General features: G+C 69.7%; 19 protein-coding genes. 6 read left to right on the plus strand and 13 right to left on the minus strand.

The window, feature by feature from the left end; all coding sequences use genetic code 11:
* Positions 1-161 precede the first annotated feature (161 nt).
* The 3 genes from OG966_RS40270 to OG966_RS40280 all read right to left on the minus strand — a co-directional run bounded on the left by OG966_RS40270 (position 162) and on the right by OG966_RS40280 (position 3,723).
* Positions 162-1,655, minus strand: a complete 1,494-nt coding sequence (locus tag OG966_RS40270; RefSeq protein ID WP_326655608.1) for a hypothetical protein — start codon at positions 1,653-1,655, stop codon at positions 162-164.
* Positions 1,656-2,136: 481 nt separating this feature from the next.
* Positions 2,137-2,310: a hypothetical protein gene (locus OG966_RS40275; RefSeq protein WP_326655609.1), complete on the minus strand. Its 174-nt coding sequence runs from the start codon at positions 2,308-2,310 to the stop codon at positions 2,137-2,139.
* Between the two features lie 210 nt (positions 2,311-2,520).
* Positions 2,521-3,723 (minus strand): hypothetical protein, encoded by a 1,203-nt coding sequence (locus tag OG966_RS40280; RefSeq protein WP_326655610.1) that lies wholly within the window; start codon positions 3,721-3,723, stop codon positions 2,521-2,523.
* Positions 3,724-4,080: 357 nt separating this feature from the next.
* On the opposite strand from OG966_RS40280, the gene OG966_RS40285 reads away from it, so the two are divergent.
* Positions 4,081-4,722 (plus strand): plasmid partition protein, encoded by a 642-nt coding sequence (locus OG966_RS40285; protein ID WP_326655611.1) that lies wholly within the window; start codon positions 4,081-4,083, stop codon positions 4,720-4,722.
* Positions 4,719-5,684 (plus strand): hypothetical protein, encoded by a 966-nt coding sequence (locus OG966_RS40290; RefSeq protein ID WP_326655612.1) that lies wholly within the window; start codon positions 4,719-4,721, stop codon positions 5,682-5,684. The genes OG966_RS40285 and OG966_RS40290 overlap by 4 nt, the downstream gene beginning before the upstream one ends.
* A gap of 55 nt (positions 5,685-5,739) precedes the next feature.
* Here OG966_RS40290 and OG966_RS40295 read toward each other — a convergent pair whose 3' ends face one another.
* From OG966_RS40295 to OG966_RS40330, 8 genes are all read right to left on the minus strand, one after another.
* The gene (locus OG966_RS40295) at positions 5,740-5,928 is read right to left on the minus strand and encodes a hypothetical protein (RefSeq protein WP_326655614.1); all 189 of its coding nucleotides are present in this window, start codon (positions 5,926-5,928) and stop codon (positions 5,740-5,742) included.
* Between the two features lie 38 nt (positions 5,929-5,966).
* Positions 5,967-6,632: a hypothetical protein gene (locus OG966_RS40300; protein WP_326655615.1), complete on the minus strand. Its 666-nt coding sequence runs from the start codon at positions 6,630-6,632 to the stop codon at positions 5,967-5,969.
* Between the two features lie 3 nt (positions 6,633-6,635).
* On the minus strand, positions 6,636-6,797 hold the full coding sequence (locus tag OG966_RS40305; RefSeq protein ID WP_326655617.1) for a hypothetical protein: 162 nt from the start codon (positions 6,795-6,797) through the stop codon (positions 6,636-6,638).
* Complete coding sequence (locus OG966_RS40310; RefSeq protein ID WP_326655618.1) at positions 6,794-7,141, minus strand: hypothetical protein; 348 nt, start codon at positions 7,139-7,141, stop codon at positions 6,794-6,796. The genes OG966_RS40305 and OG966_RS40310 overlap by 4 nt, the downstream gene beginning before the upstream one ends.
* Entirely contained in the window at positions 7,138-7,437 is a 300-nt protein-coding gene (locus OG966_RS40315) for a hypothetical protein (RefSeq protein ID WP_326655620.1), read from the minus strand. The genes OG966_RS40310 and OG966_RS40315 overlap by 4 nt, the downstream gene beginning before the upstream one ends.
* Positions 7,434-7,790 (minus strand): DUF5999 family protein, encoded by a 357-nt coding sequence (locus tag OG966_RS40320; RefSeq protein WP_326655621.1) that lies wholly within the window; start codon positions 7,788-7,790, stop codon positions 7,434-7,436. The genes OG966_RS40315 and OG966_RS40320 overlap by 4 nt, the downstream gene beginning before the upstream one ends.
* On the minus strand, positions 7,787-7,993 hold the full coding sequence (locus OG966_RS40325; RefSeq protein ID WP_326655622.1) for a hypothetical protein: 207 nt from the start codon (positions 7,991-7,993) through the stop codon (positions 7,787-7,789). The genes OG966_RS40320 and OG966_RS40325 overlap by 4 nt, the downstream gene beginning before the upstream one ends.
* A gap of 106 nt (positions 7,994-8,099) precedes the next feature.
* Positions 8,100-8,396 carry a hypothetical protein gene (locus tag OG966_RS40330; RefSeq protein ID WP_326655623.1) on the minus strand — a complete coding sequence of 99 codons (297 nt, stop codon included), beginning with the start codon at positions 8,394-8,396 and terminating at the stop codon, positions 8,100-8,102.
* Between the two features lie 292 nt (positions 8,397-8,688).
* Between OG966_RS40330 and OG966_RS40335 the strand changes: the two genes are divergently transcribed.
* From OG966_RS40335 to OG966_RS40350, 4 genes are all read left to right on the plus strand, one after another.
* Positions 8,689-9,024, plus strand: coding sequence for a chromosome segregation ATPase (locus tag OG966_RS40335; RefSeq protein WP_326655624.1), 336 nt, complete (start codon positions 8,689-8,691; stop codon positions 9,022-9,024).
* Between the two features lie 67 nt (positions 9,025-9,091).
* Positions 9,092-11,290, plus strand: a complete 2,199-nt coding sequence (locus tag OG966_RS40340) for a hypothetical protein (protein WP_326655625.1) — start codon at positions 9,092-9,094, stop codon at positions 11,288-11,290.
* Positions 11,291-11,546: 256 nt separating this feature from the next.
* Positions 11,547-13,226 (plus strand): type IV secretory system conjugative DNA transfer family protein, encoded by a 1,680-nt coding sequence (locus tag OG966_RS40345; protein ID WP_326655626.1) that lies wholly within the window; start codon positions 11,547-11,549, stop codon positions 13,224-13,226.
* Positions 13,226-14,053 (plus strand): hypothetical protein, encoded by an 828-nt coding sequence (locus tag OG966_RS40350; protein WP_326655627.1) that lies wholly within the window; start codon positions 13,226-13,228, stop codon positions 14,051-14,053. The genes OG966_RS40345 and OG966_RS40350 overlap by 1 nt, the downstream gene beginning before the upstream one ends.
* 70 nt (positions 14,054-14,123) lie before the next feature.
* On the opposite strand, the gene OG966_RS40355 is transcribed toward OG966_RS40350, so the two are convergent.
* The gene (locus tag OG966_RS40355) at positions 14,124-14,504 is read right to left on the minus strand and encodes a hypothetical protein (RefSeq protein WP_326655628.1); all 381 of its coding nucleotides are present in this window, start codon (positions 14,502-14,504) and stop codon (positions 14,124-14,126) included.
* A gap of 64 nt (positions 14,505-14,568) precedes the next feature.
* Positions 14,569-19,611 (minus strand): MobF family relaxase, encoded by a 5,043-nt coding sequence (gene mobF, locus OG966_RS40360; RefSeq protein WP_326655630.1) that lies wholly within the window; start codon positions 19,609-19,611, stop codon positions 14,569-14,571.
* Between the last annotated feature and the right edge of the window lie 338 nt (positions 19,612-19,949).

Consider the following 19,949-nt stretch of genomic DNA (forward strand, 5'->3'; position numbering starts at 1 on the left):
GCCCCGCTCCTAGGCGAGCTGCCCCGGGCCTGCACGGCCATCTGCGGCCGAGGGCCTGCTCGACCTCCGGGCTCATCCGCACGGCCAACGCCATGGCCCTGCTCCCCTCCGTCGCCGGTCCTGGTGGCACCGGTCCTCAATCACCGTACTGGCCTGGCCGTTCACCGGGGTCCGAGTCCCTTGCGGGCACGCTTCTCGGCGCGGGCCTTGGCCAGGGCGGCGGCGTGAGTCGAGTCGGCAGTGCGCGGGGCGGGGCGCTCGATGCGGTGCCGCTCCTCCAACTGCTGCTGGTGGACGTGCTCCGGCTCCGTGGCATAGCGGGACAGGTTCCAGCGCTCGTGGCGCTCGGCCCGCTGGGCGGCGGCCGCCTCGATACGAGCCATCTCCCGGCGGCGCTCGATCTCCCGTACCTGCCCAGCACGCGCCCGAGCCCGGTCGCGCTCGGCCGAGGTGGCCTCGTCCCACGCAGTGACGTGGGCAGCCTGCGGCACGTGGCAGCGGCGGCCGTAGCCGTGGGCGTTCTTCTGCGAGTTGATGAATTTCCACAGCCGGTATCCGGCGAGCCTGCCGAGGTTGTCGGCCTCGAACGTGACCAGGCCCCACTCGTCGCGGCGGATCAGGTTGCTGGTCAGCATCTCGACGAGCTGCGACTCGGTGCCGCCACGGCGCAGGGCAATCACAATCGTGTGATGCAGGTCCGTCCACGGCGAGCCCGTGTGTGACCTGCTCTGCTCCTCCGGGGTCGGCGCAGACAAAAACACCCTGCCCCGGCCGAACTGGGTGCGCCAGGAGTGCCACACGCGGCGCTGGACGCTGCTGGCAATGTCGCTGAGCGCGTCCCCGAACGCTTGGCCAACCTCCTTTCCAGGCGCCGCCGAAGGCGTCCGCTTTGTCTTTTCCATCTCGTAAGACGGGTTCAGCCCACTACTACCGTTAGAAGTAAAACCAACTAGTTGTGAAAAACCCTTCGCGTATAGAGGGGACGGTTTGCCACTAACCCCAAGCGCCATCAGCCGGTGGACCCGGGCGGTCATCTCGGCGGCGCGGTCGCGGTCGGCCACGGCCGTGCAGCGGAGGTCCGGGGCGGCGTCTCCAAGGCGCTTGGAGCCCTCGCGGATCGTCCCGGCCACCAGGGCGGCCTTGGAGCCTGCCGGGTGCTCCCAGCGCGGAGCAGCGGCCAGCTCGTCGAGCATCCGCTGCGTCTCGGGGTTCTTGCCGCGCACCATCATGGGCTCGACGTCGGGCGCCGGACGGGTGGTCAGACGGCCGTAGGCGGCGTCCTCGAACGGTTCCTCGGCCTCGGGGAGATCCCAGACACGCAGCTCGCGCATCAGGTCCTCGGGGAGGTCGGAAGGGATAGCATCGGCCCGCAAACACAGGGCGTAGACCGCCCGGCGGCCCGGGGCCGGCTTCACGACCTGCTCGGCGAACCCAAGGCGGTACAGGCCCTTGAGGTCGTCCCAATAACGGTCTTCGCCGATCTCGTGGACGCACGCGTACCGCTCGGCGAGCGCCAGGCCGCCATCGACCTGACCGGTCCCCCAACGGCCGACGACGCGGCCGGTCTGCGGGTCGAGCTGCTGGCGGGAGAAGAACTGGGCCAGCCGGAACTTGCGTTCGGGCAGCAGTCCCCGGGCATGCGAAAGCTCGGCCACCCGGTACCAGGCGTTCAACCGGATGGCGGGGACCCGCAGAACCGTCTCGCAAGGGGCCTGCCGGGATGAGTCCGCAGGTGACGCACCGTGTGCGGCCAACTCCGATGACACACCGGCAGTTGGGCGCACTGGGCTGACACCGCAGCTGTCCGCTACGATGTGAGTGCTCCTTCTGGGGTCTAAAAAGCAAACAAAACGGGACCCTCCGGCGGAGGGCCTGCGGGGTCAGAACCGGGAAAATCGGCTCTGACCTGGGCTTTTAGAAGGGGTCTACCTCCTGTTTCTTGGGAGCTGATCGAGCGCCAACTCGCTCAGTCCCGGGTTTTGGGGCGGTGGCTGACTGGGGAGTCAGCCGGATTTGTGTGTGCGTTGTGATGTGATACGGGACTTCGACCGACGATGGGGATCTGAGGTCGAGTCCTTGGACGAGCGCAGTGCCCTGGCCGAGGCCGGGGCCTTTCTGCTGTCCGGGGGGCTTCGGCTATCCGGTCAGGGGAACCTGCTCGTGGTCGCCGAACGCTTCTGCTGCCCATACGGGACGGCCGTTGTCATCGACTTGGTCCCGCCTGATCAGTTCCGCGATGTACCGGCCCATGCTGACGCCTGCAGCCTTCGCGTTCTCGTACGCCTGCGCATGGACTTCGGCCGGGACCATCGGCGAAAGCCGAACCAGTCCATGGCGCTTCTTGTCCCGAACAGGCGGCACGTACCCGCGATCTTGCTCGTCTCGACTTCCGTAGGGCCTAGCCATGGTCGTGATCATTCCGCATGTCTGTTCATGTACGCAAGCGACGCGGGCGTGTCGCGCGGGTTTTCCCGTGGGATGGGCGAGAAATCTGTGACTTCTCGTCAGGTGGGAAGCAGGTCATGCGGACTGGAGCCGTTCCAACTTCTTTTGGAGGACCTGCAGCGCACCGCGTTGACGGCCGGGCACCCGGCGACGGAAGGCGACGAGTTGCGGGGCCAGGCGGCGGGCGTATGCGGCATCGCGGACGCGGTCCCACTGGTGGTGAGCCCGGTCGACGGCACCCTCGAGGTCCGGCGCGTCGGGGGCCTGCTGCAGCGTGTCGAGCCGGGTCTGGGCGGCCTGGAGCCACAACAGGCAGGACTGGCCTGGGTCCTGGGCGACTGAGGCGAGATGGGCGCGGACCTCGACCCAGTGGAGGGCGGCGAACGTGTCGGCGCCGAAGGTCTGCACGGCGCGCTGTTCGGCGGCGGCCGCCATGGCGACGGCCTCCTGGTGGCGGCCTGCCTTCGCCAGGGCGGCGATCTGCTCGTGCGGGTCGTGCTCGACGGGGATCACGGCGGCGCTGGGCTGGTAGACCGGTGAGACGGTGCGCTGGGCCCGGGGCGGCGGCGGAGGGAGCTGGACCCTCGCGGCCGAACTCCCGGGCGGGAGAGTGGCGTTCACGGCGGCCGCGGGCTGCTCGGGGCCGAGGACGAGCGCGTCCTTGACGGCGGCGCGGCGGAGGGCCTCGTGGTGCAGCTGGTCGGGTGCGGAGCGCTGCCCGGTGCGCAGTATCTGGGCCAGGGCGTGCGTGTAGCGGGGGTGGGCGATCCGCCGGCGGCCGGGCGGCGGGGCTATGACGCCGTACGTACGGGCTCCGCCGGGAAGCGGGAGCGGCTCGTCGTCGAGCAGCTGCCAGACCTCGGCGGCGGCGACCAGGTCCACGTACAGGGTGGTCGTGTCCGGGCGGCGCTGCTGCAGCTCGGCGACGAGCCAGGCCCACGGGAGGGCGGTGTAGCGAATCGTCGAGGGCGTGGTGCGGGCGAGCGCCAGGTGCACGCCCTGCTGGCGGCAGTCGAGCTGCAGCTGGCCGACGAGCACGACGGTGAGCGGGCCTTCGGTGGCGGCGGCGCCCCGGAGACGGGTGAGAACGGCCTGCGGGTCGACAGGGTCCGCCAGTTCGATGAGCGTGGCGGCCGCGGTGCCCGCGAGCGCGGCCGGCGGTACGGCGGCGAGCACGGGAATCACGCTGCTCGCCTCGGTGAGCTTGCCCTTGCCCGTGGGCGCGGCCGCCAGTAGCAGCGCGGTCCCCGGTCGTTCTTGCGCCCCGTCGATCTGCACATACGCACCGTATCCGCTGGTCCGTTCGCAGCTGGTCGACTTCTTCGGGGTCCGCCTAGGCGGCTCGAAGTAGGGGCGGGGAGTTCTGTTCGTCGCTGGCTGCTTGGACCTCCTTGAGGAGTTTCGAGTGGGTGCTGGTCCACCTGGCCGTCCACCCGACCCGGCTGGGGCTTCGCCATGTCCGCGGTGCTCCTGGCGGTGCGCCGCGCCAGTGGCATCCACCGAGCGGCGGGCGCCTCTTCGTCCAGTCTCAGCGCGGCCACCCCCTCAGCTCGCTCCCCTCAGAATTGGGGTAACCAGCGGTGATGCGGGCCCCGAGCGGCGAAACGACCATGGTCTGCCCAGTATCGTGCGCCCATGTTCATCGCCACCATCTCTCCTCGCTCAACGGGAAAGACAACAATCACGGCGTGGTTGCTGCACGCCCTTCATGAGCGCGGCTACCCCGTGTCCGGGTTCGACGCCGACGAGTCCGAGCAGCTGTATCACTGGTGGGAGGCGCGCCCGGAGGGGAGTTATCCCTTCGAGGTACACAAGGAGGCATCGGCCCGCTTCCATCTGGAGGCTCCGAAGAAGCTGCCCGATGGCCATATCGGTGCCGTTGACTGCGGTCACCTGGAGAACCATTCCGGGATTGGCTGGAGCGTACTGCGGGTGGCTGACCTTGCCATCGTGGCGTGCGCGGCGACAAACAGCGACGTCGAGCGCATGGACGAGCTGCCGATGGATTTCTTCATCAACCAGGTGATCCCGAAACGGGCGGATAAGAAGCGGCCTGAGACCTGGGTGTTGCTGTGCCGTGTGCAGCCCAGCAGCGTCGTAGCCCCGCGCGGTATCCGCAAGACGCTGATGGATGACGGCTGGAACGTCTTCACCACGGAGATCCCGTCTGTCCAGAAATACTCCAGCACCGGAGAGGGCGTCCCGATCACGGCGGCGGGATCGCACTTCGACGAGTTGGTGACGGAGCTGGAGCAACGGGGGCTGATCAAGAAGTGAGCAGGACGATCGATCCAGCTGAACTGCGGCGGCAGCGCAAAGAGCGGCGCGCGGCGAAGCAGGCCGACGAGGGCGGGGGCGCCGGGGAGCTTGAGAGCGACACTTCGGGCGTACCAGCCGTGCGGGACGAACCAGTCATCGCGCAGGGCAGGCCGCAGCCGATGATCCGGCTCGAAGAGTTGCCCGAGGTGATCGACGCTCCCGACGCCACTGGTCCGCTCACCGAGGACGAAGAGGAGCGCTGGGAGCTATGCCAGCGCAGCTTCCGCCAGTTTCAGCAGGCTTGGTGGGTAGCAGCCAAAGCTTTGAGCATCGCGCTGCGGGGGCGCTTGTGGAGGCGTGACTACGCCACAGCCGAGGCATTCATCAAGGATGTGGCAGACATGTCGACGTCGAATGCCTACCGTCAGATCGCTGGCGCGGAGGTAGCAGCACTGCTGGCTTCACCACCGCGAATCGAACTTGAATCGAACGATCAGTCCCGCATGCGGGACTCGGAGGCAGTGCGGGACCCCAAGCCTCTCGTGATCAGCCAGCGAGCCGCCGAGGCGCTCACCTACGTGAGGGAGGACTACGGCGCAAGCGTCGCAGCTGATGCGTACCGGGCGGTGGCGGAGGCGACCGGGAAGGAAAAGGTCAGCCAGAAAACCATCACTGGAATCGTGCAGCAACTGCCCCGCAAGGCTGACGAGGAGCTGAGCGAGGAGGAGCTCCAGGACCGGATCCGCACCCTGGCCATGCAACAGGCCAAGAGGGAGGCGGCCGAGAAGGAGGCCACCACCGATCCAGTCCAAGCGTTCCGGGCATATGTGGATGCGGCGCGGGAGTTCTCCCGAAAGACCCGCGGCATGGCGGCGGCATATGAGAAGGCAGCGAAGGTCGACAAGAGCAGGGCGGACAAGCTCGCTTCGCAGCTGCGAGACCACTTGGCGCATGCCGCGGATAACTTCCCGAACGTGTAAGGCCCAACCCACGCAAAAGCCCAGCCACCTGCATACACGCAGGTGGCTGGGCTTCTCAGAGCGGGCGCTGGCGGCGGTAGGCGAGCAGGCTGTCCAGCTCGACGAGCCGTGTGCGGTTCTCCAACTGCACGGTGAGGTCGCCGTGCTCGATGAGCCGGAGCACGTCGCGGTGCTCGATGCCAAGCAGGCCGGCGGCGACCCGGGGTGTGACGGTCCAGTCAGGACCGAACGTCACGGGGAGCATGTGCCTCCCCCTTTCGTGCCTATCGACGCTGATCATCCTCATGCGTTGCGGTGCTTGGTGTCAGCCGGGCTGTGGGGGAGGGCGGGCAGTCCGGCCTGCTCCATTGCGGCGGGGTCGTACGAGAGGGGGTCGAGCTGGCGGCGTTCCTCGACGGCGCGGGCCAGGGTCAGCCCGTAGGCCAGGGCCTGCGCCTGGACGTCGTGGCCGATGACTGCGGTCGCCACGGTGGTGGCGCTGTTGAGGCGGGCCAGCGCGAGCTCGTGCTCGCGGGCTTCCCTGGCCTGTCTGGCGGTTCGCCAGTGACGCGATGACGTCGCGTACACCAGCACCGTGGCGACGAGCCACAGCAGCGCGGACAGGGCCCACGAGGAGGTGTAGGCCGCGGGGCCGATGATGGCGAACGCGCCGGACGCGGTGAACGCCACGGCCGTGGTGACGGGGTCGCTGTTGCGGTGGACGGCGGAGACGCACGCGGCGGCGAAAGCGCCTGCGGACAGGGCGACCATCAGCGCGGCGTTGCCGATGCTGTGGGCGGCTCCCTGCTCGTGCCAGATCCGGGCCAGGGCCAGGGCGGTGGAGGTGGTGATGATCGGGACCACGCGCCCGGAGTAGGCGATGAGCAGGCTGACCCCGGTGTGGTGGACCTGCGGCACGGGGACGGGCAGGTGCTGGCTGTACCAGGCGGGCAGGTGGTGGGGGTTCACGGCTTACGGCTCCGTCCGGGACGTGGCGTCGGTGTGGGTATCGAGGTTGGTGGGGCCGGGGGCCGGGCCTGCCACGGTGGCGGGCCCGGTCTCGGTCTCCTCGTCGAACAGCCGCATCTGCTGGCCGCCGTTCATTTCCTCGGAGAAGGGCTGGCGGGGTGTCACACGGGCCGCCAGTAGTCGAGTTCGTAGGCGTAGAGCAGCGGCAGCAGAATCACGCCCGTGCCGGTCCGGCCTCCGTCCTCGGCCACCAGGTGCTGGTGCTCCCGGTCGAGCCAGTGGGTCAGATACAGCACGTCGGGCAGCTCGGGGTCGGCCTCCGGCCGCCGCGTCCAGACCTGGCCGGGCTCGGCGAGAATCGCGGGGTCCTGCTCGTCGATGGCCTGCTCGACCATGTCCAGCGCGACGTTGGGGTCGATGCGGTGCCAGATGACCAGCCGGTGCACGCGGGAGTTCTTCCACTTCGCGGCCTCGGCTTCGCTGCCGAGCAGCGCGGCGAGCGGCATCATGCGGTCACCGCCCGCTGCCGGTTGCGCAGTAGCTCCCACCCGGCGTAGACGCCGGAGAGGGCGATCCACACACTGAACGCCAAGGTCAGGCCGGTGTATTTGGCGCTGGTCGCGAGCACATCGCCGAGCGGCGCCTGCAGCGGGACCGTCAGGGCCAGGGCGATCCCGTAGGCGAGCCCGGCGGCCAGGGCGACGGTCTGCGGGTCGAGACCGCGCTGCAGGGCCCACAGCGTGCCGAGGAGGGCCGCGAGCAGGGCGATGAGGGCGGTGGCCTGGGTGCGGTCGTCGTCGCTCACAGCGTCGTCTCCTTCACCGGCATCGGGGTGTAGAGGCCGGACGGGGAGTCCGGGGCCTTGATCGCCTTGGTGGCCAGCACGAGCCCGTTGCACAGGTAGACACAGGCGTCGTCGGCGTAGACCTCCGCAGCCTTCGTCCGGTCCGGCGCGGAGGTCGGCGGGCACGGCGGGGTGTGGGTGCAGCCCTGGCGGGCCTTGGCGAGCGCGGCCGCCCGCTCCGAGGCGGCCAGCTGCTCGTTGTCGGCCTTGGTCAGGCGGCGGTCGCGGACGGTGGCGACGGCGTCCTCGATGACGCCAGCGGCGCCGAGGGCGTGTCCCCACCAACTGAGCAGGGGGCGCAGAGGGTTCCTCATCGCGAGCCCTCCCCGCGTCCCGGCAGCAGGAGCTCGATGGTCAGCTCGTCGACGGCGAGCGCGTGGCTGACCGTGGCCTCGTCGTAGCCGCTGGCGTGCAGGTCGTGCGCCGTACGGGCCGTCTCCGCCGCGACGGAGGGGTCCTGGCGCCCGTCACGCTCGTGCGCGGTGGGGCGGATCGGCAGGGGCGGGTGCTCGGTCATCCATTGCCCCCGCAGTTGCACGGCTCGTGCCGCACGCTCTGGAACGGCTTGCCGTCGGCGCCGATGTGGTTGACGGTGACCAGACGGGGCGGGTGTCCGCAGGAACTCATGCCGCACGCCCCTGAACCAGCGCGTCCTCCGCCTCGAAGCCCTCGGCCTCGTCCTCGGACTCGATGTCGTCGATGACGCCGGCGGTGGGGGACAGGGCGGTGCACGCGGTGCAGTCGATCGTGACGAGCTCGTCGCCGATGACGACCTTCACGGACTTGAAGTCGTCGCAGTTGTCACAGGTCGGGCGGCGGAAGCGGCCCACGACCAGCACCCGGCGCCCGTTCGGCGCGGGGGGCGTGTCGGTGTTCACCTGCGTGGTCAGGACACGGGTGGTCCTGGGAAGATTGCGCACTGGATATCCCTCTCGGTGAGACGTCAGGGGTGTCCGTGACCGGTTGGAGCGGGAACTCCGGCCGGTCCGAGAGGGTCGGGGCGGGAACCCCGGCCCTCTCGCCGTACAACCAGAACACTAACCCCAGAAGTCTTGAACTTCAAGAGTCTTGATGTAGGATCTCCTCGTGAACATCGAAGGAGGCCCAATGGGGAGCGCGATCTGCGAGAGGGCACCGACGCGCCCCGCTGCGTCAGAGATCCGGAGCCATAGCCTCTTGGGGTCAGGAACTCCAAGACCCCGAGGGGGACACATGGCAGCGGATCGGCCGGCGAAGCGGTCGTCGAGCCTCAATGAGGCGGCAGCGGCGGCGAGCAAGACGCTTTCGCCGAAGTACGTGCAGCTCAGAGGCGATCAGCAGATCGAGTTGGACGTGCTGGCGCGGGAGCTGCAGGCGGGCCGGACGCGCAAGGTCGAGCGGATCACAGCGAACACGGTGATCCGGGTCGCGGTGGACGCACTCCTCAAGCGCAGAGATGTCCTGGTCGGCGACACGGAAGAGGAACTCCTGGCCAGCTTCATGGCGTACATCGAGCGCCTGGAAGAACGGCCTGCGCAAAACGAAGTGGACCCCGCCGAAGGGTCCTGACAGAAAGAAGGCCTCAGCGGTTGTGGGACCGCCGAGGCCAAAGCGACGCAGAGATATGGAGGTCTGTATGCGTCTGTCCCAGACTACGGCCGGAGTGCATCCGTCCTGGTCGCACGCGGCGGGAACCGGTCAGGGATTTGACTGGTCGTCCACCCTTGACCGGGCCGTGTCCGACACCCCGGCCTGGGTCCTCAGCGTCACGGCCGGCGCCGTGCTCCTGGCGCTGCTCGGCATGGCGTACCTGACGGGCCGCGGCCTGTGGCGGGCGTCCGAGCGGGCCCGCAAGCGGCGTCAGACCGAAGTGGAGACGGCCAAGGCCGAGGGCAGGGAGTCCGAGGTCATCGGGCTGGGCAGCATGGGGCGCCAGGCGTACGTCGCCCTCGGCGGCATGGCCGTGAGCATCTACGGCATGTGGGGCTTCGCGCTGCAGACGGCGCAGCTGCCGGAGGTCATCGCGGTCGGCTTCATTGGCATGTTCGACGCGATGGAGCTGGTGCTGTTCTCCCAGCTCTACAAGCGGGCGAACCCCAAGCTCGGGTGGACCACGCAGCTCCGCCTGATCCACAACACGGCCTGGGCTCTGGTCGCCGTGTCCGCGACGGCGAACTTCATCCACGCCCCGAACCCCGTGGCGGCCCCGTTCATGGCGGCCATGCCCATTGGCGCGGCCTGGGTCATCGAGCTGGAGTTCCGCGCCCGGATGCGCGGCTCGGAGAAGCTCGACGACGCGTCCAAGGCCGGACCGGTCCGGCTGCTGGTGCTGATGTGGACCAAGGGCTGGGCGGCCGCGTTCTCCGGCCTGGGCCTGGACCCCAACTCGACGTCCGGACAGGTTGCCCGCGCCACCCTCGCCAAGAAGGCGGCGACCCGGCTGTTCCGCCTCCGCAAGGCCCTGGAGCAGCACACGAAGCTGCTGGAAAGCCGGGAGGCCAAGCGCCGGGACCTGGCCAAGGCGGTCAACGAGCTGGACGCGCTGCGGCGCAAGGCCACGTCGGCGATGGACCGCTCCGACTTCGCGCTCGACTCCGGGCAGGCTCTCGCCGTACTGCGCGGGCTGGCCGGCTGGACGCGCGTGGATGACGTCGCCACGGTCGACACCTCCAACACCCCGGAGGTCATGAAGCTGATGGAAGAGGTCGCCATCCTGCCCTCGGCGAAGAGGATCGAGGCGGCCGAGCGCGCGGCAGAACTGGAAGAGGCGGCCGAGCGCGCGGAAGAGGCCCGGGCCGAGGCCGAGTCTGCGCGGCAGCGCGCGGAAGAGGAGAAGCGCGCGGCAGTCGAGGAGAAGGTGGCGGCGGAAACCGCGCGGAAGGAAGCCGAGGAGGCGCTCCGGAAGGCGGCCGAGGAGACCAAGGTGGCCAAGGCCGAGGCGGCCCGCGCGGCAGACGCTCGGGAGCGCGCGGAAGCTGCGCGGAAGCGCGCGGAATCCGAAATGACAGAAGAGGCGCAGAATGTCGCTCGCCTCGCAGAGCGGGCCGAGGAGGAGCAAAAGAAGCTCTCCCATGCGGCCCACGAACTGGCCCGGGTGCAGGACCGGATCGCCGACGAGACCGAGCGGCGCAACAAGGCGGCGGCCGAGGTGACCTTGATCCGCAACGAGCTGCAGCGTCTGGTCAACGAGCGGGAGTCCGCGAAGGACACGACCCGCGCCAAGGCCGAGGAGGCCCGTCGGGTCGCCGGGGAGGTCGAGCGGCTGCGGTCGGCTCTCGTCGAGGCGCAGAGCGCGGTTCGCGAGCACACCACGGCGGCCGAAAAGGCTGCTGAGCTGCGGGCTCGGGCCGAGGAGAACCAGCGCCAGGCGGCCGAGGCTGCGGCCCGTACGCAGGCCGAGGCGGCTGAGGCGCAGGCCCTTCTGGAGTCCCTGCGGCCGCAGCTGGCCGACCGGCTCGGAGGTCCGGCCGAAGCGGCTGCCCTCGTCGAGGCGCCGGTCTTCAGGAGCGAGGCGAAGCAGGCCGGATGGGAGGAGTACCTGGCGGCATCCATCGAGGGCCGGGAGCTCCCGACCGCGGCGGAGCTGGCGGTGGCGTACGGCGTCGTCGAGGGCAACGCACGCAACTGGCTGGCCGACTTCAAGGAGAAGCGGGCCGCGATGATCGCCAGCGGCGGCGCGCGGCAGGCTGACGGCGAAACCGCGCGCTCGGAAACCCGCCGTGCGGAACCGAGCAGCGCGCGGCAGGAGCCGAGCGACTACCGCGCGGACGGGCACGAGCGTGCCGAGGATGCCGCGCAGACCCTTCCGATCAACGGCCAGCGTCAGCCTGTCTGACCACTCGTCAGGCGGCGGCGCGCGGATTCTGTCCACAGGACCGGCCTCGCAGACTGCGATCAACGGGGATCAGCCGATCCCCGCAGGCCGCGAACCGCGCGCTGCCGAGCGGCGACCAGCGGAAAACGAGCGGAGGGGTGTCCGACCTCCCGCATACCGTGCCCAGCACGGTCACCAGACCAGACGGACAGCCCCCGGGGGGCGATGGCAGCGCTGATCCCCGGGGGCTTCACGAGACAGAGGAGAACAGAACCCCATGATGTCTCACACGCAGATTACGGCCCTGGAGCTGGCGGCCTCGCCGGTCCCGGGCCCGCCCGGCAGCGACACGGGCCCGGGTACCGGCGACCCGGCCATCTTCGAGTACGTGAACACCTTCAACGACTTCGTCTACGGCCCCGGGGGAGTCGTCCTGGGCGTCGCCGCGATGGCGGCCATCGGCGGCCTGGGCGCGGCCTGGAAGATGTACGCGCCGAAGCCCGGGTTCGCCAACAAGCGTGAGATCCGCGACGAGATGAGCGCCCGTCACGCCCGGAACATGGTCGAGCAGACCCGTCCGAGCCTGGTCGGCAGGACGAAGAAGGTCCCCACCACGGCCTACGCCGTGCCGCTGGGCCGCCTGCGCTCCGGCGGACTGCCCACCGGAATCTGGGGCACCCCAGAGCAGAACTACCTGATCCTGGCCCCGTCGAGGCAGGGCAAGAGCATCATCCTGAACTCGATGATCTACCGGTGGGACGGCGCGGTCGTGCACACGTCGTCCAAGGTCAACGACCACATGGCGACCAAGGCCCTGCGCGAACTGCTGGGCCCCGTGTGGGTCTGGGACCCGCTGGGCCTGTCCGGTGAGGAGCAGCTCAACACCTTCCGCTGGGACCCGATCCGCGGCTGCGAGCACCGGGAGGTGGCCATCCAGCGGGCCGCGTACCTGCTGTACGGCTCGCGCAGCAACGCCTCGGCGGGCGTGGACGAGTTCTTCAGGTCCACGGCCTGCGAGGTGCTGTCCCGCTTCATGCACGCGGCCGCCCTCGGCGGGAAGACCATGATGGACGTCTACGCCTGGAGCCAGAACCGCAGCGACCAGACGGCGGCGAACATCCTGAACATGGCCGGCGCCCGGGACTGGGCGGACCTCCTGGTCCAGCGGCAGCAGATCGTGCAGGGCACCGGTGACGGCATCTTCACGACGCTGAGCAACGCCTTGAGCTGGATGTCGAACCCCAAGGTCGCGCAGACGGTCCTGCCCGGCCCCGGCGAGCACTTCGATGCGGAGACCTTCCTGCTCAACCGGGGAAGCCTCTACATGATCGGCTCCGACAAGCCCGGCTCCGTCGTGGCCCCGCTGTTCGTCATGTTCGCCGACTACCTGCGCTCCGTCGCCATCGACCTCGGCAACAAGAACGGCTCCGGCCGGATGGACCCGCCCTGCCTGTGGGCGCTCGACGAGATCGCCAACATCATCCCGCTGCCGATCGACAAGTGGATGCCCGACAGCGGCGGCCGGGGAATCACGCTGGTCATCGTCATCCAGTCCCGCTCCCAGCTGTACGACGTCTGGGGCGAGTCGCGCGGCCGCGTGATCTGGGACGACGCCAACGTGCGCGTGTTCCTGCGCGGCATCGGCGACCGGTCGGTCCGGGAGGACATCAGCGCCATGTGCGGCACGTACGAGAGGGACCGCAAGACCACCACCACCCGCAACGGCGAGTCCTCGATAAGCACGGTCACCGAGGAGAAGCAGGTCATGCCGGCGGACCGCATCTTCAAGCTCGGCCAGCGGCAGTCCCTGGTCATCTTCGCTGGCTGCAGCCCCGTCATCACCCATATCAAGCCCCTGTGGAAGCGGCGCGACGTGAAGAAGCTGACGGCCCCACCGAAGGTGCCGGGCCAGCGCAAGGACGGCTCCGGCATCTCCATGACCAAGGGCCGCCGCTGATGGCGGGGGACAGCAGCCTCGCGTCGCAGGTGTTCACCCTGGCCAAGGACCTGGCCAAGGTCGAGAAGGACGTCGAGACACTGGGCGAGCGCGGCGGCACGGTGCAGGCCGCGCTCGCCGCGCTCGACCTCGGCCCGGCCCAGCTGGCGATCGACCACCTGGAGGAGCGGACCTCCGGCCTGCAGGCGGAGGTACAGGCCCTTGCCCCGCTCAAAGAGGGCTTGAACGCCCTCGCCAAGACGGTCAAACAGATCAGGCAGGACCTGGAGGACCGCGCGGCCGAACCGGAGCTCCAGGTCTGGGACTGGTCCTTCAACGGCGGCATGGACAAGCAGCAGGCCGGGGAAGCCTGGGAGACCCTGATCGGCTGGGTCCGGACGGTCCTGCAGGGCCAGTACGGGTGGGTCGGTCCGCCGGCGGACGTCTTCGCCAGGAGCAACCCGGGCAGTTATGGCTCGGTCAGCGCCAACGGCCCGATGACGGCCGCGCGCATCCCGCCGTGCTGGTACCGGCACCGGGAGGCCGTGATCGAGCTGTCCTGGCTCTGCCAGGAGTGGATCAAGATTTACCGCACGTCCTACGGCACCCCGTCCCGCGCGGGGGACTGGCACGACCGGTACGCCCCGAACGTCAAGCGTCGCGTGATCGCAGCGCTCTCCAAGTGCTGCGATGACAAAGGGCATGTGGACGACCCCTGGGTCACCGACCCAAGGCAGCCCGGGGCCCCGCAGGCCATCGACGACGACGAGCAGCTCTCCACCTGGCTGAACTGGGACCTCGGGAGCCGCGCCGACGCACCCGCCCCGGGGCCCGTAGCAGACCGCTAGCGGCCCGAACGACGGAAGCCCCCAGCGCAATTGCGCTGGGGGCTTCGTGCTGCCTTCCACGGCCTTCTGGCTACGTCTCCCACGGCGCCCAGAGGGCGTCTCCTCCGATCACCCACGCCAGGGTGTTCTCCGCCCCGGTCAGGTAGCCCTGGCCCTTCTCCTGGGCGACCTTGCGCAGTTCGGGCTCCGCGATCCCGCCCTGCATCGCCTCGTGCGCCCGGTATTGCTCTCGCTTGGCGTCGTTGCCAGTGACGGGACGTCCGAGCGGCGTCGGGCTGACCGGCGGCTGCTCGGTGCGGCCGGTGGCCCAGTTCAGCACGGCAAGCAGGCCCTTGTCGTAGCCGTCATGTCTGTTGCTGCTGTAGCCGTTCGCCGTGACGTGGTCGATCATCGCCACGAGCTCGTGCTCTGGCCGCAGCTGCGGCGGCGTCCACTCCGGTGCGGTGCTCAACTCGGCTCACCTCCTGGTCGGTTGAGGGTACGGGCGCGGCCGACCCCACGGGCCAGCACCACCGTTAGTAGCTGATGGTCGGGCCCTGGTCCTGCTCGACCTGCGGCGCGACCTCGACCTCGGCTTCCCGGCCGCGGGCGACCTCGGCCTGCTCGGCCCGGGTGGCATCGTCCGCCTGGTCGCGCTCGGCCTGCCGGGAAGCAATCTCGGCGAGCGCACCGCGCGCCCGGTCGAGGTCCTCCTGCAGGTCCGCCAACTGGGCCGGGAGCGGCTGCTGGGAGGTGAACGTGGCAAGGTGCTGGGCATCGTGCTGGTTCTCCTGCTCCGGTCCGGCCTGCGTCGCCTGGGCCTCGGGGGAGCGGTCCGTACCCTCGCTGAGCTGCTGCGCGTACTGCTGCTCGTAGAACTCGCGGTACCGATCCTCAGCGGTGGGCGCAGAGACTGCCGACGCCATCTCCTGCTCCGGGGCCTCCGGCTGCAGCTCCGCCTCGACGTCCTGCTCGGCCTCGACCTCGACCTCATCGGCCGCCTGCTCGGGGCGCTGCTCGTACGTCTCGCTCTCGATCTCCCAGTTGAGCTCCGGGAGCTGCTCGGCGTCGTACTCGACCTCGCCCTCGGCATCGCGGGCCGCGACGGCCTGCTCGCGCAGCTGCTGCTCGTACGCGGCGAGCGCTGCGTCCAGCTCCGGGTTGGGCTCGTACGTGTACGTGTCGGTGCCCGCGGTGAGCTCGGCGGTCTCCTCGACCTGCGGGGCCTCAACCTCGGGCGCGTCCAGGGACTCCTCGACCTGCCAGGTCTCGCCCTCCACGGTCCAGTCGAACTCCGGGGCGTCCGTGGTGCCGGCCGCGCGGTACCGCTCCTCGTACGCGCCGAGCGCCTGGTCGAGCTCCTCCTGCTCCTCGTGCGTCAGCGGGGCCAGCTCGGCCTCGTCGCGCACCTCGGGGGCCTCGTCGAGGGTCTCGCCCTCCACGGTCCAGTCGATCTCCGGCGCCTGGTCGAGGTCGTACTCGGCCTCGGCGACGAGCTCCTCGTCGAGGTCCTGGTCCTGCTGCTCGGCCTGCTCGGCGTTCTGCTGCTCGGCGAGCGCTTGGTCGTCGAGGCCACGGCGGCCCAGCTCGTCGCGGGCGGCCTCGGCGGCCTCTCGGGCCGGGGCGGTCTCCTCGTACCACGCGGCGCGGGCCCCGTCGATCTGCTCCAGCACCTCGACGCGCTCGGACAGCGTGGCCACCAGGTCCTCGTAGCCGCGGGCCTGCGCCTCAAGCTCCGCGCGCTGCTCGGCGTCGGTGGTCTGGTCGGCGTCGGCCTGAGCCAGGATCGCCTTCTCCTCGTAGCGGAGAACGGTCTGGCGGGCCTCGGACAGCTCCTCGCCGACGTGCGCCGGGGCCCACGACTTCTCGCGCTCGTAGCGGGCCACCATCTCGCGCAGGGCGGCGTCGTTGGTCCTGGCCAGAGCCTGCTCGTCCTCGGTGCGGCCAAGGGCGGCGTGCGCGGCCTCCCACGCGGCGCGCTGCTCGACCGCACCCTTCGCCGGCAGGCGGCCGATCGCAGTGTTCGGCGCGTCGATGTTGTAGAGCTCGCGGTATCCCTCGACGGTGCCCGCACGGCGGGCCCACTCCGCACGGTCGAGGAGGTCCTCGGGCACGGGGCCGAAGTGGCGTACGGCCCACTCCGGGGGCTCCTCACACAGACGCTCTCCGAGGACGTCGCGGCGGGCGTCCATGGCCTCGGCCAGCTCGCGGGCGACCTGGCCCTCGATTCCGGGCATGTCGGGGGTGCGGTCCGTCCAGCTGTGCCCGGCGGGGGCGTTCTCCGGCTGGCGGTCCTTGAGCTCCTGCTCGATCCGCCAGTTGATCAGAGCGGTCACGTTGTCCGGCTCCGGGCTGGTCATCGACGCGCACGTGATGGCGTTCTGCAGCACCTGCGGCCCGTCGTGACCGGCCAGTTCAGCCTCGCGCAGTGCCCGGTAGATGGTGCTCGGGTCCTGCTGCCGCATGGTGGCGTACTGCTCCTCGGACAGCAGCTGCCGCAGCTGCGGCTCGTACTGGTCGCGCACGTGCTGGGTGACGTAGTCCCGCCAGCGCGGCTCCAGCGCCGGGATCGACTCGGCCCAGTCCTGCGACTCGCGCAGCTCCTGCAGCGCGGACAGGTCGCCCCCGTCGCGTTCGACGGCGGTCTGCAGCATGGACATCGCGTCCTGGTCGAGCTTCTGCAGCCGGTGCTCGTCGGCCGGGACCTGGCACGCGGCAAACGCGCGGTTGTACCGCTGGGCGCGGGTCAGGCCCGGGTACACCTGCTCACGCGTCATCCCTTCCTCGACCAGCAGGTATCCGCCGTAGCCGACCGTACGGCCCTGTACCGCATGGACCGTGCCCGCGTACGCGAGCGCGACGTTCTCCTGGACGTAGGAAGCGGGAAGGGTGAGGGTTCCGGCGAGCCGTTCGGTGCCGTCGTCGTTGCGGCCGGCTACCCGGCAGGCGGTCAGCTGTCCGTCGTCACCGATGCCGGTCACCCGGTAGACGCGGCGGTTGAGCACCATCCGGCCCTCGGAGTCCTTGAGCTTGACGTCGTTCTCGCGGGTCTGGATGAGGTCGCCGACCCCCGCGCGGTTGTCGTCGCGCAGCGCCGTGCCGTGCTCCTCGACGAGTCCGTACCGGACGAGCTGGGTACGGATTTCCCTGCTCAGTTCGGTGGCGCGGGCGTTGGTTGCGGTCATGACCACGGACTCGCGCTGCGCGAGCGTGTCTGCCACGTACGCCTGGATCGTGGCGGCCTTCATCTCCTCCAGCGTGCCGCCCATGATCAGGCCGCGCCGGTCGTACTCCTCCAGCGCGCGGACGTCGCCGCGGCGCAGGGCAAGGCTCGCCTTGGCCTCCCACTCGCGGACCGTGCCGTCCGGCTCGCGGAAGCGGCGTACGTTCGACAGGGAGTAGTGCGGGCCTTCCTCGACCATCGTGCGCAGCAGGCCGCCGGCCTCGGGGGACTGCATCTGCTGCTGGTCGCCGATGAGCACGAGCTTGGCCCCGGCCTCCTCACAGAGCTCGGAGACGCGGGCGATGTGGTCGGTGGACGCCATACCGGCCTCGTCGAGGACCACCAGGTCGCCCGCGCGCAGCCGGAACGTCTCGACGTCCTTGGCGCTGCCGAGGCCCTTGGCGTAGTAGTCGACGAATCGAGTGGTGTTGGTCCGGATCTCGATGCCTTCCTCGCCGAGGACCTCGGCGGCAACGGCGCTGGGGCCAAGGCCGATGACGCGGCCGCCGGTCTGCTCCTGCCATGCGTCGGCGATGACGCCGGTCGCGTAGCTCTTACCGGCGCCGGCGGGGCCCTCAACCACGGAGATCCGCTTGCTGTCGCCGAGGACTCCGCGGACGACGTCGGCCTGGTCGGCGGTGACGCCGGACTCCTTCACCACCTCGTCGATGGCCAGCTGGGACAGGCACGGGGCGCCGGTCTGGTGGGCGCGGGAGGCGACGCGGTCCTCGGTAGAGAGGTGCTCCTCCAGCGCGAACTTCTCGGAGGCAAGGGCGCTGGGAGAGAACACCGAGCGGCCGTCGCTCTGCCGGATTCGGGACGGCGCGTCCTCGATGATGCTGAGACCGGCGGTCTGCACGACGCCGTACTTCCCGCTCTTGAGGGCCTCGTCGGCCAGCTCGTTGGCGAGCGGCGCGAGGGGGATGTCGCGGGGGAGGGAGTCACCGAGCGTGGTGTTCAGCTGCTGGATGAGCTCGCTGCGGTCCCACGTCGAGCGCTTGGTCTGCAGGGCTTCCAGCGACTCTGTGATGACCTGCTCGCGGTCGAAACCGGCCTCCTCGGCCTCAGCGAAGCGGGTCTCCAGCCCGACCTGTTCGACCCGCTCCAGCGCGCCGAGGAGACCTCCCTCAACGGTGTCGTTGGCGATCCGCGTAGCGCGCTCGATCCGGGCCTCGGCGGACTGGTGCTCATTCCGCTTCGGGTCGCGGGTGTCCAGCGTCGCGATCTCCTTGAGCCGCGTCTTGACCAGCGCGGAGGGCTCACGGCCGTGGTCCTGGCGGTACTGCTCCAGCAGCTCCTCGAAGCGCTGATCGACCTGGAACGAACGGGTCGACAGGGCTTCGAGGAGCTCCGGCTCGAACCCCTTGATCTCGCGTGCCAGACCGTCCGGGCGCTGCCCGAACACAACGGGCAGATCGCGCTCGACGACCTGCTCCAGCGTCCGCTCGTAGACGGCGGCCGCGGCCTCGCGGGCCTTGTGCATCGCCCGCGAATCGAGGGTCACCCAGCGCTCGTTGCCGTCCTCGTCGTGCACCTTGATTTTGTTGAGAACTGCCACATGCGCGTGCAGCTGCGGGTCGCCCTCGCGCGAGACCTCGTGGGTGAAGATCGCGGCGGTGAAGCCCTCCGAATCGACGTACCGGCCGGTCGACGGGCGGCCGTTCTTGGCCTGGCCGTGGTAGCCGATCCGGCCGAACCCGGCCTCCTTCTCGAAGACCTTCATCGCGGCCTGGATGGCCTCGTTGTGGGCGGCGCGGACCGTTGCGGCGTCCTCGTGACGGCCGGCGGCCTCCAATGCGGTGAGGTAGGTGGAGACCGACTTCTGCGCGGAGTAAGTCTGGTCAAAGTACATGGCGGGGGAGCGCTGACCCTTGTCGCGCTCCTCCCTCCGGATCTCCGCGACACGCTCCGGGTCGGCGTCCGGCTCCTTCGCCAGGCGGTCGTCGATCCGCTCCTCGATCGTGCGGAACTCGTACGGCTTCCGGCCCCGGCGGGCGCTCGCCTCGGCGTCGGCCATGATCTTCTCGGCGGCCGTGCCGGTGATCCCGTTCTCGTCGATGTACGCCTTCGCGTCGGACACCGCGGCCCGGTACTCCTCGGGGTGGGCGTGCTTTCCGAACACGGCGCGAATGTCACGCTCCGTTGCGGACGCACCCTCGGCGAGACCCCACTCTGAGAGACCTTCACCAATCCACACGGCAAGCGGAGTTCCGTGTTCCGTTCCCTTGGCAAAGTAGCCCTCAGGCCCGTTGAGGGTCACCTCAGCGTCGGCCTGGTGCCCGCCGGCGCAACCCGATCCGGAGAGCAGGTAGTTGAGCCCTGCCTCTCCTCCGGAGATCGCCGTGATGCGTAGCACGATCACTGAGGATACGCGATCAAGAGCGCGAGCGACACCGACAAATTAAGAATGCCTAGGTGTGTTATGTAGTAGAGGTTGTAGCAGTAGGTAAGGGGGAGTCAGATGAAGAGGGGTTGGTATTGGCGTGAGCTGGTGAAATGGCGCTAGGAAGGAGGGGGGGGGGTTGTCTTGGTTCTGAGGTGCTGGAGGGAACGGGCGTGAAGGTGCCTGTACGGTCTGCTGCGGGACTTCTGTGACGGTCGGGGCGACGGGCCCGCGCTTGCCCAGCTACGCTCGCCACAGACGCGCGGAGCCCCCGACCACAGAGATCAGGTCGGGGGCTCGACTGTTACCAC

Source organism: Streptomyces sp. NBC_01750, assembly GCF_035918095.1.
In the GTDB taxonomy this organism is placed as follows: domain Bacteria; phylum Actinomycetota; class Actinomycetes; order Streptomycetales; family Streptomycetaceae; genus Streptomyces.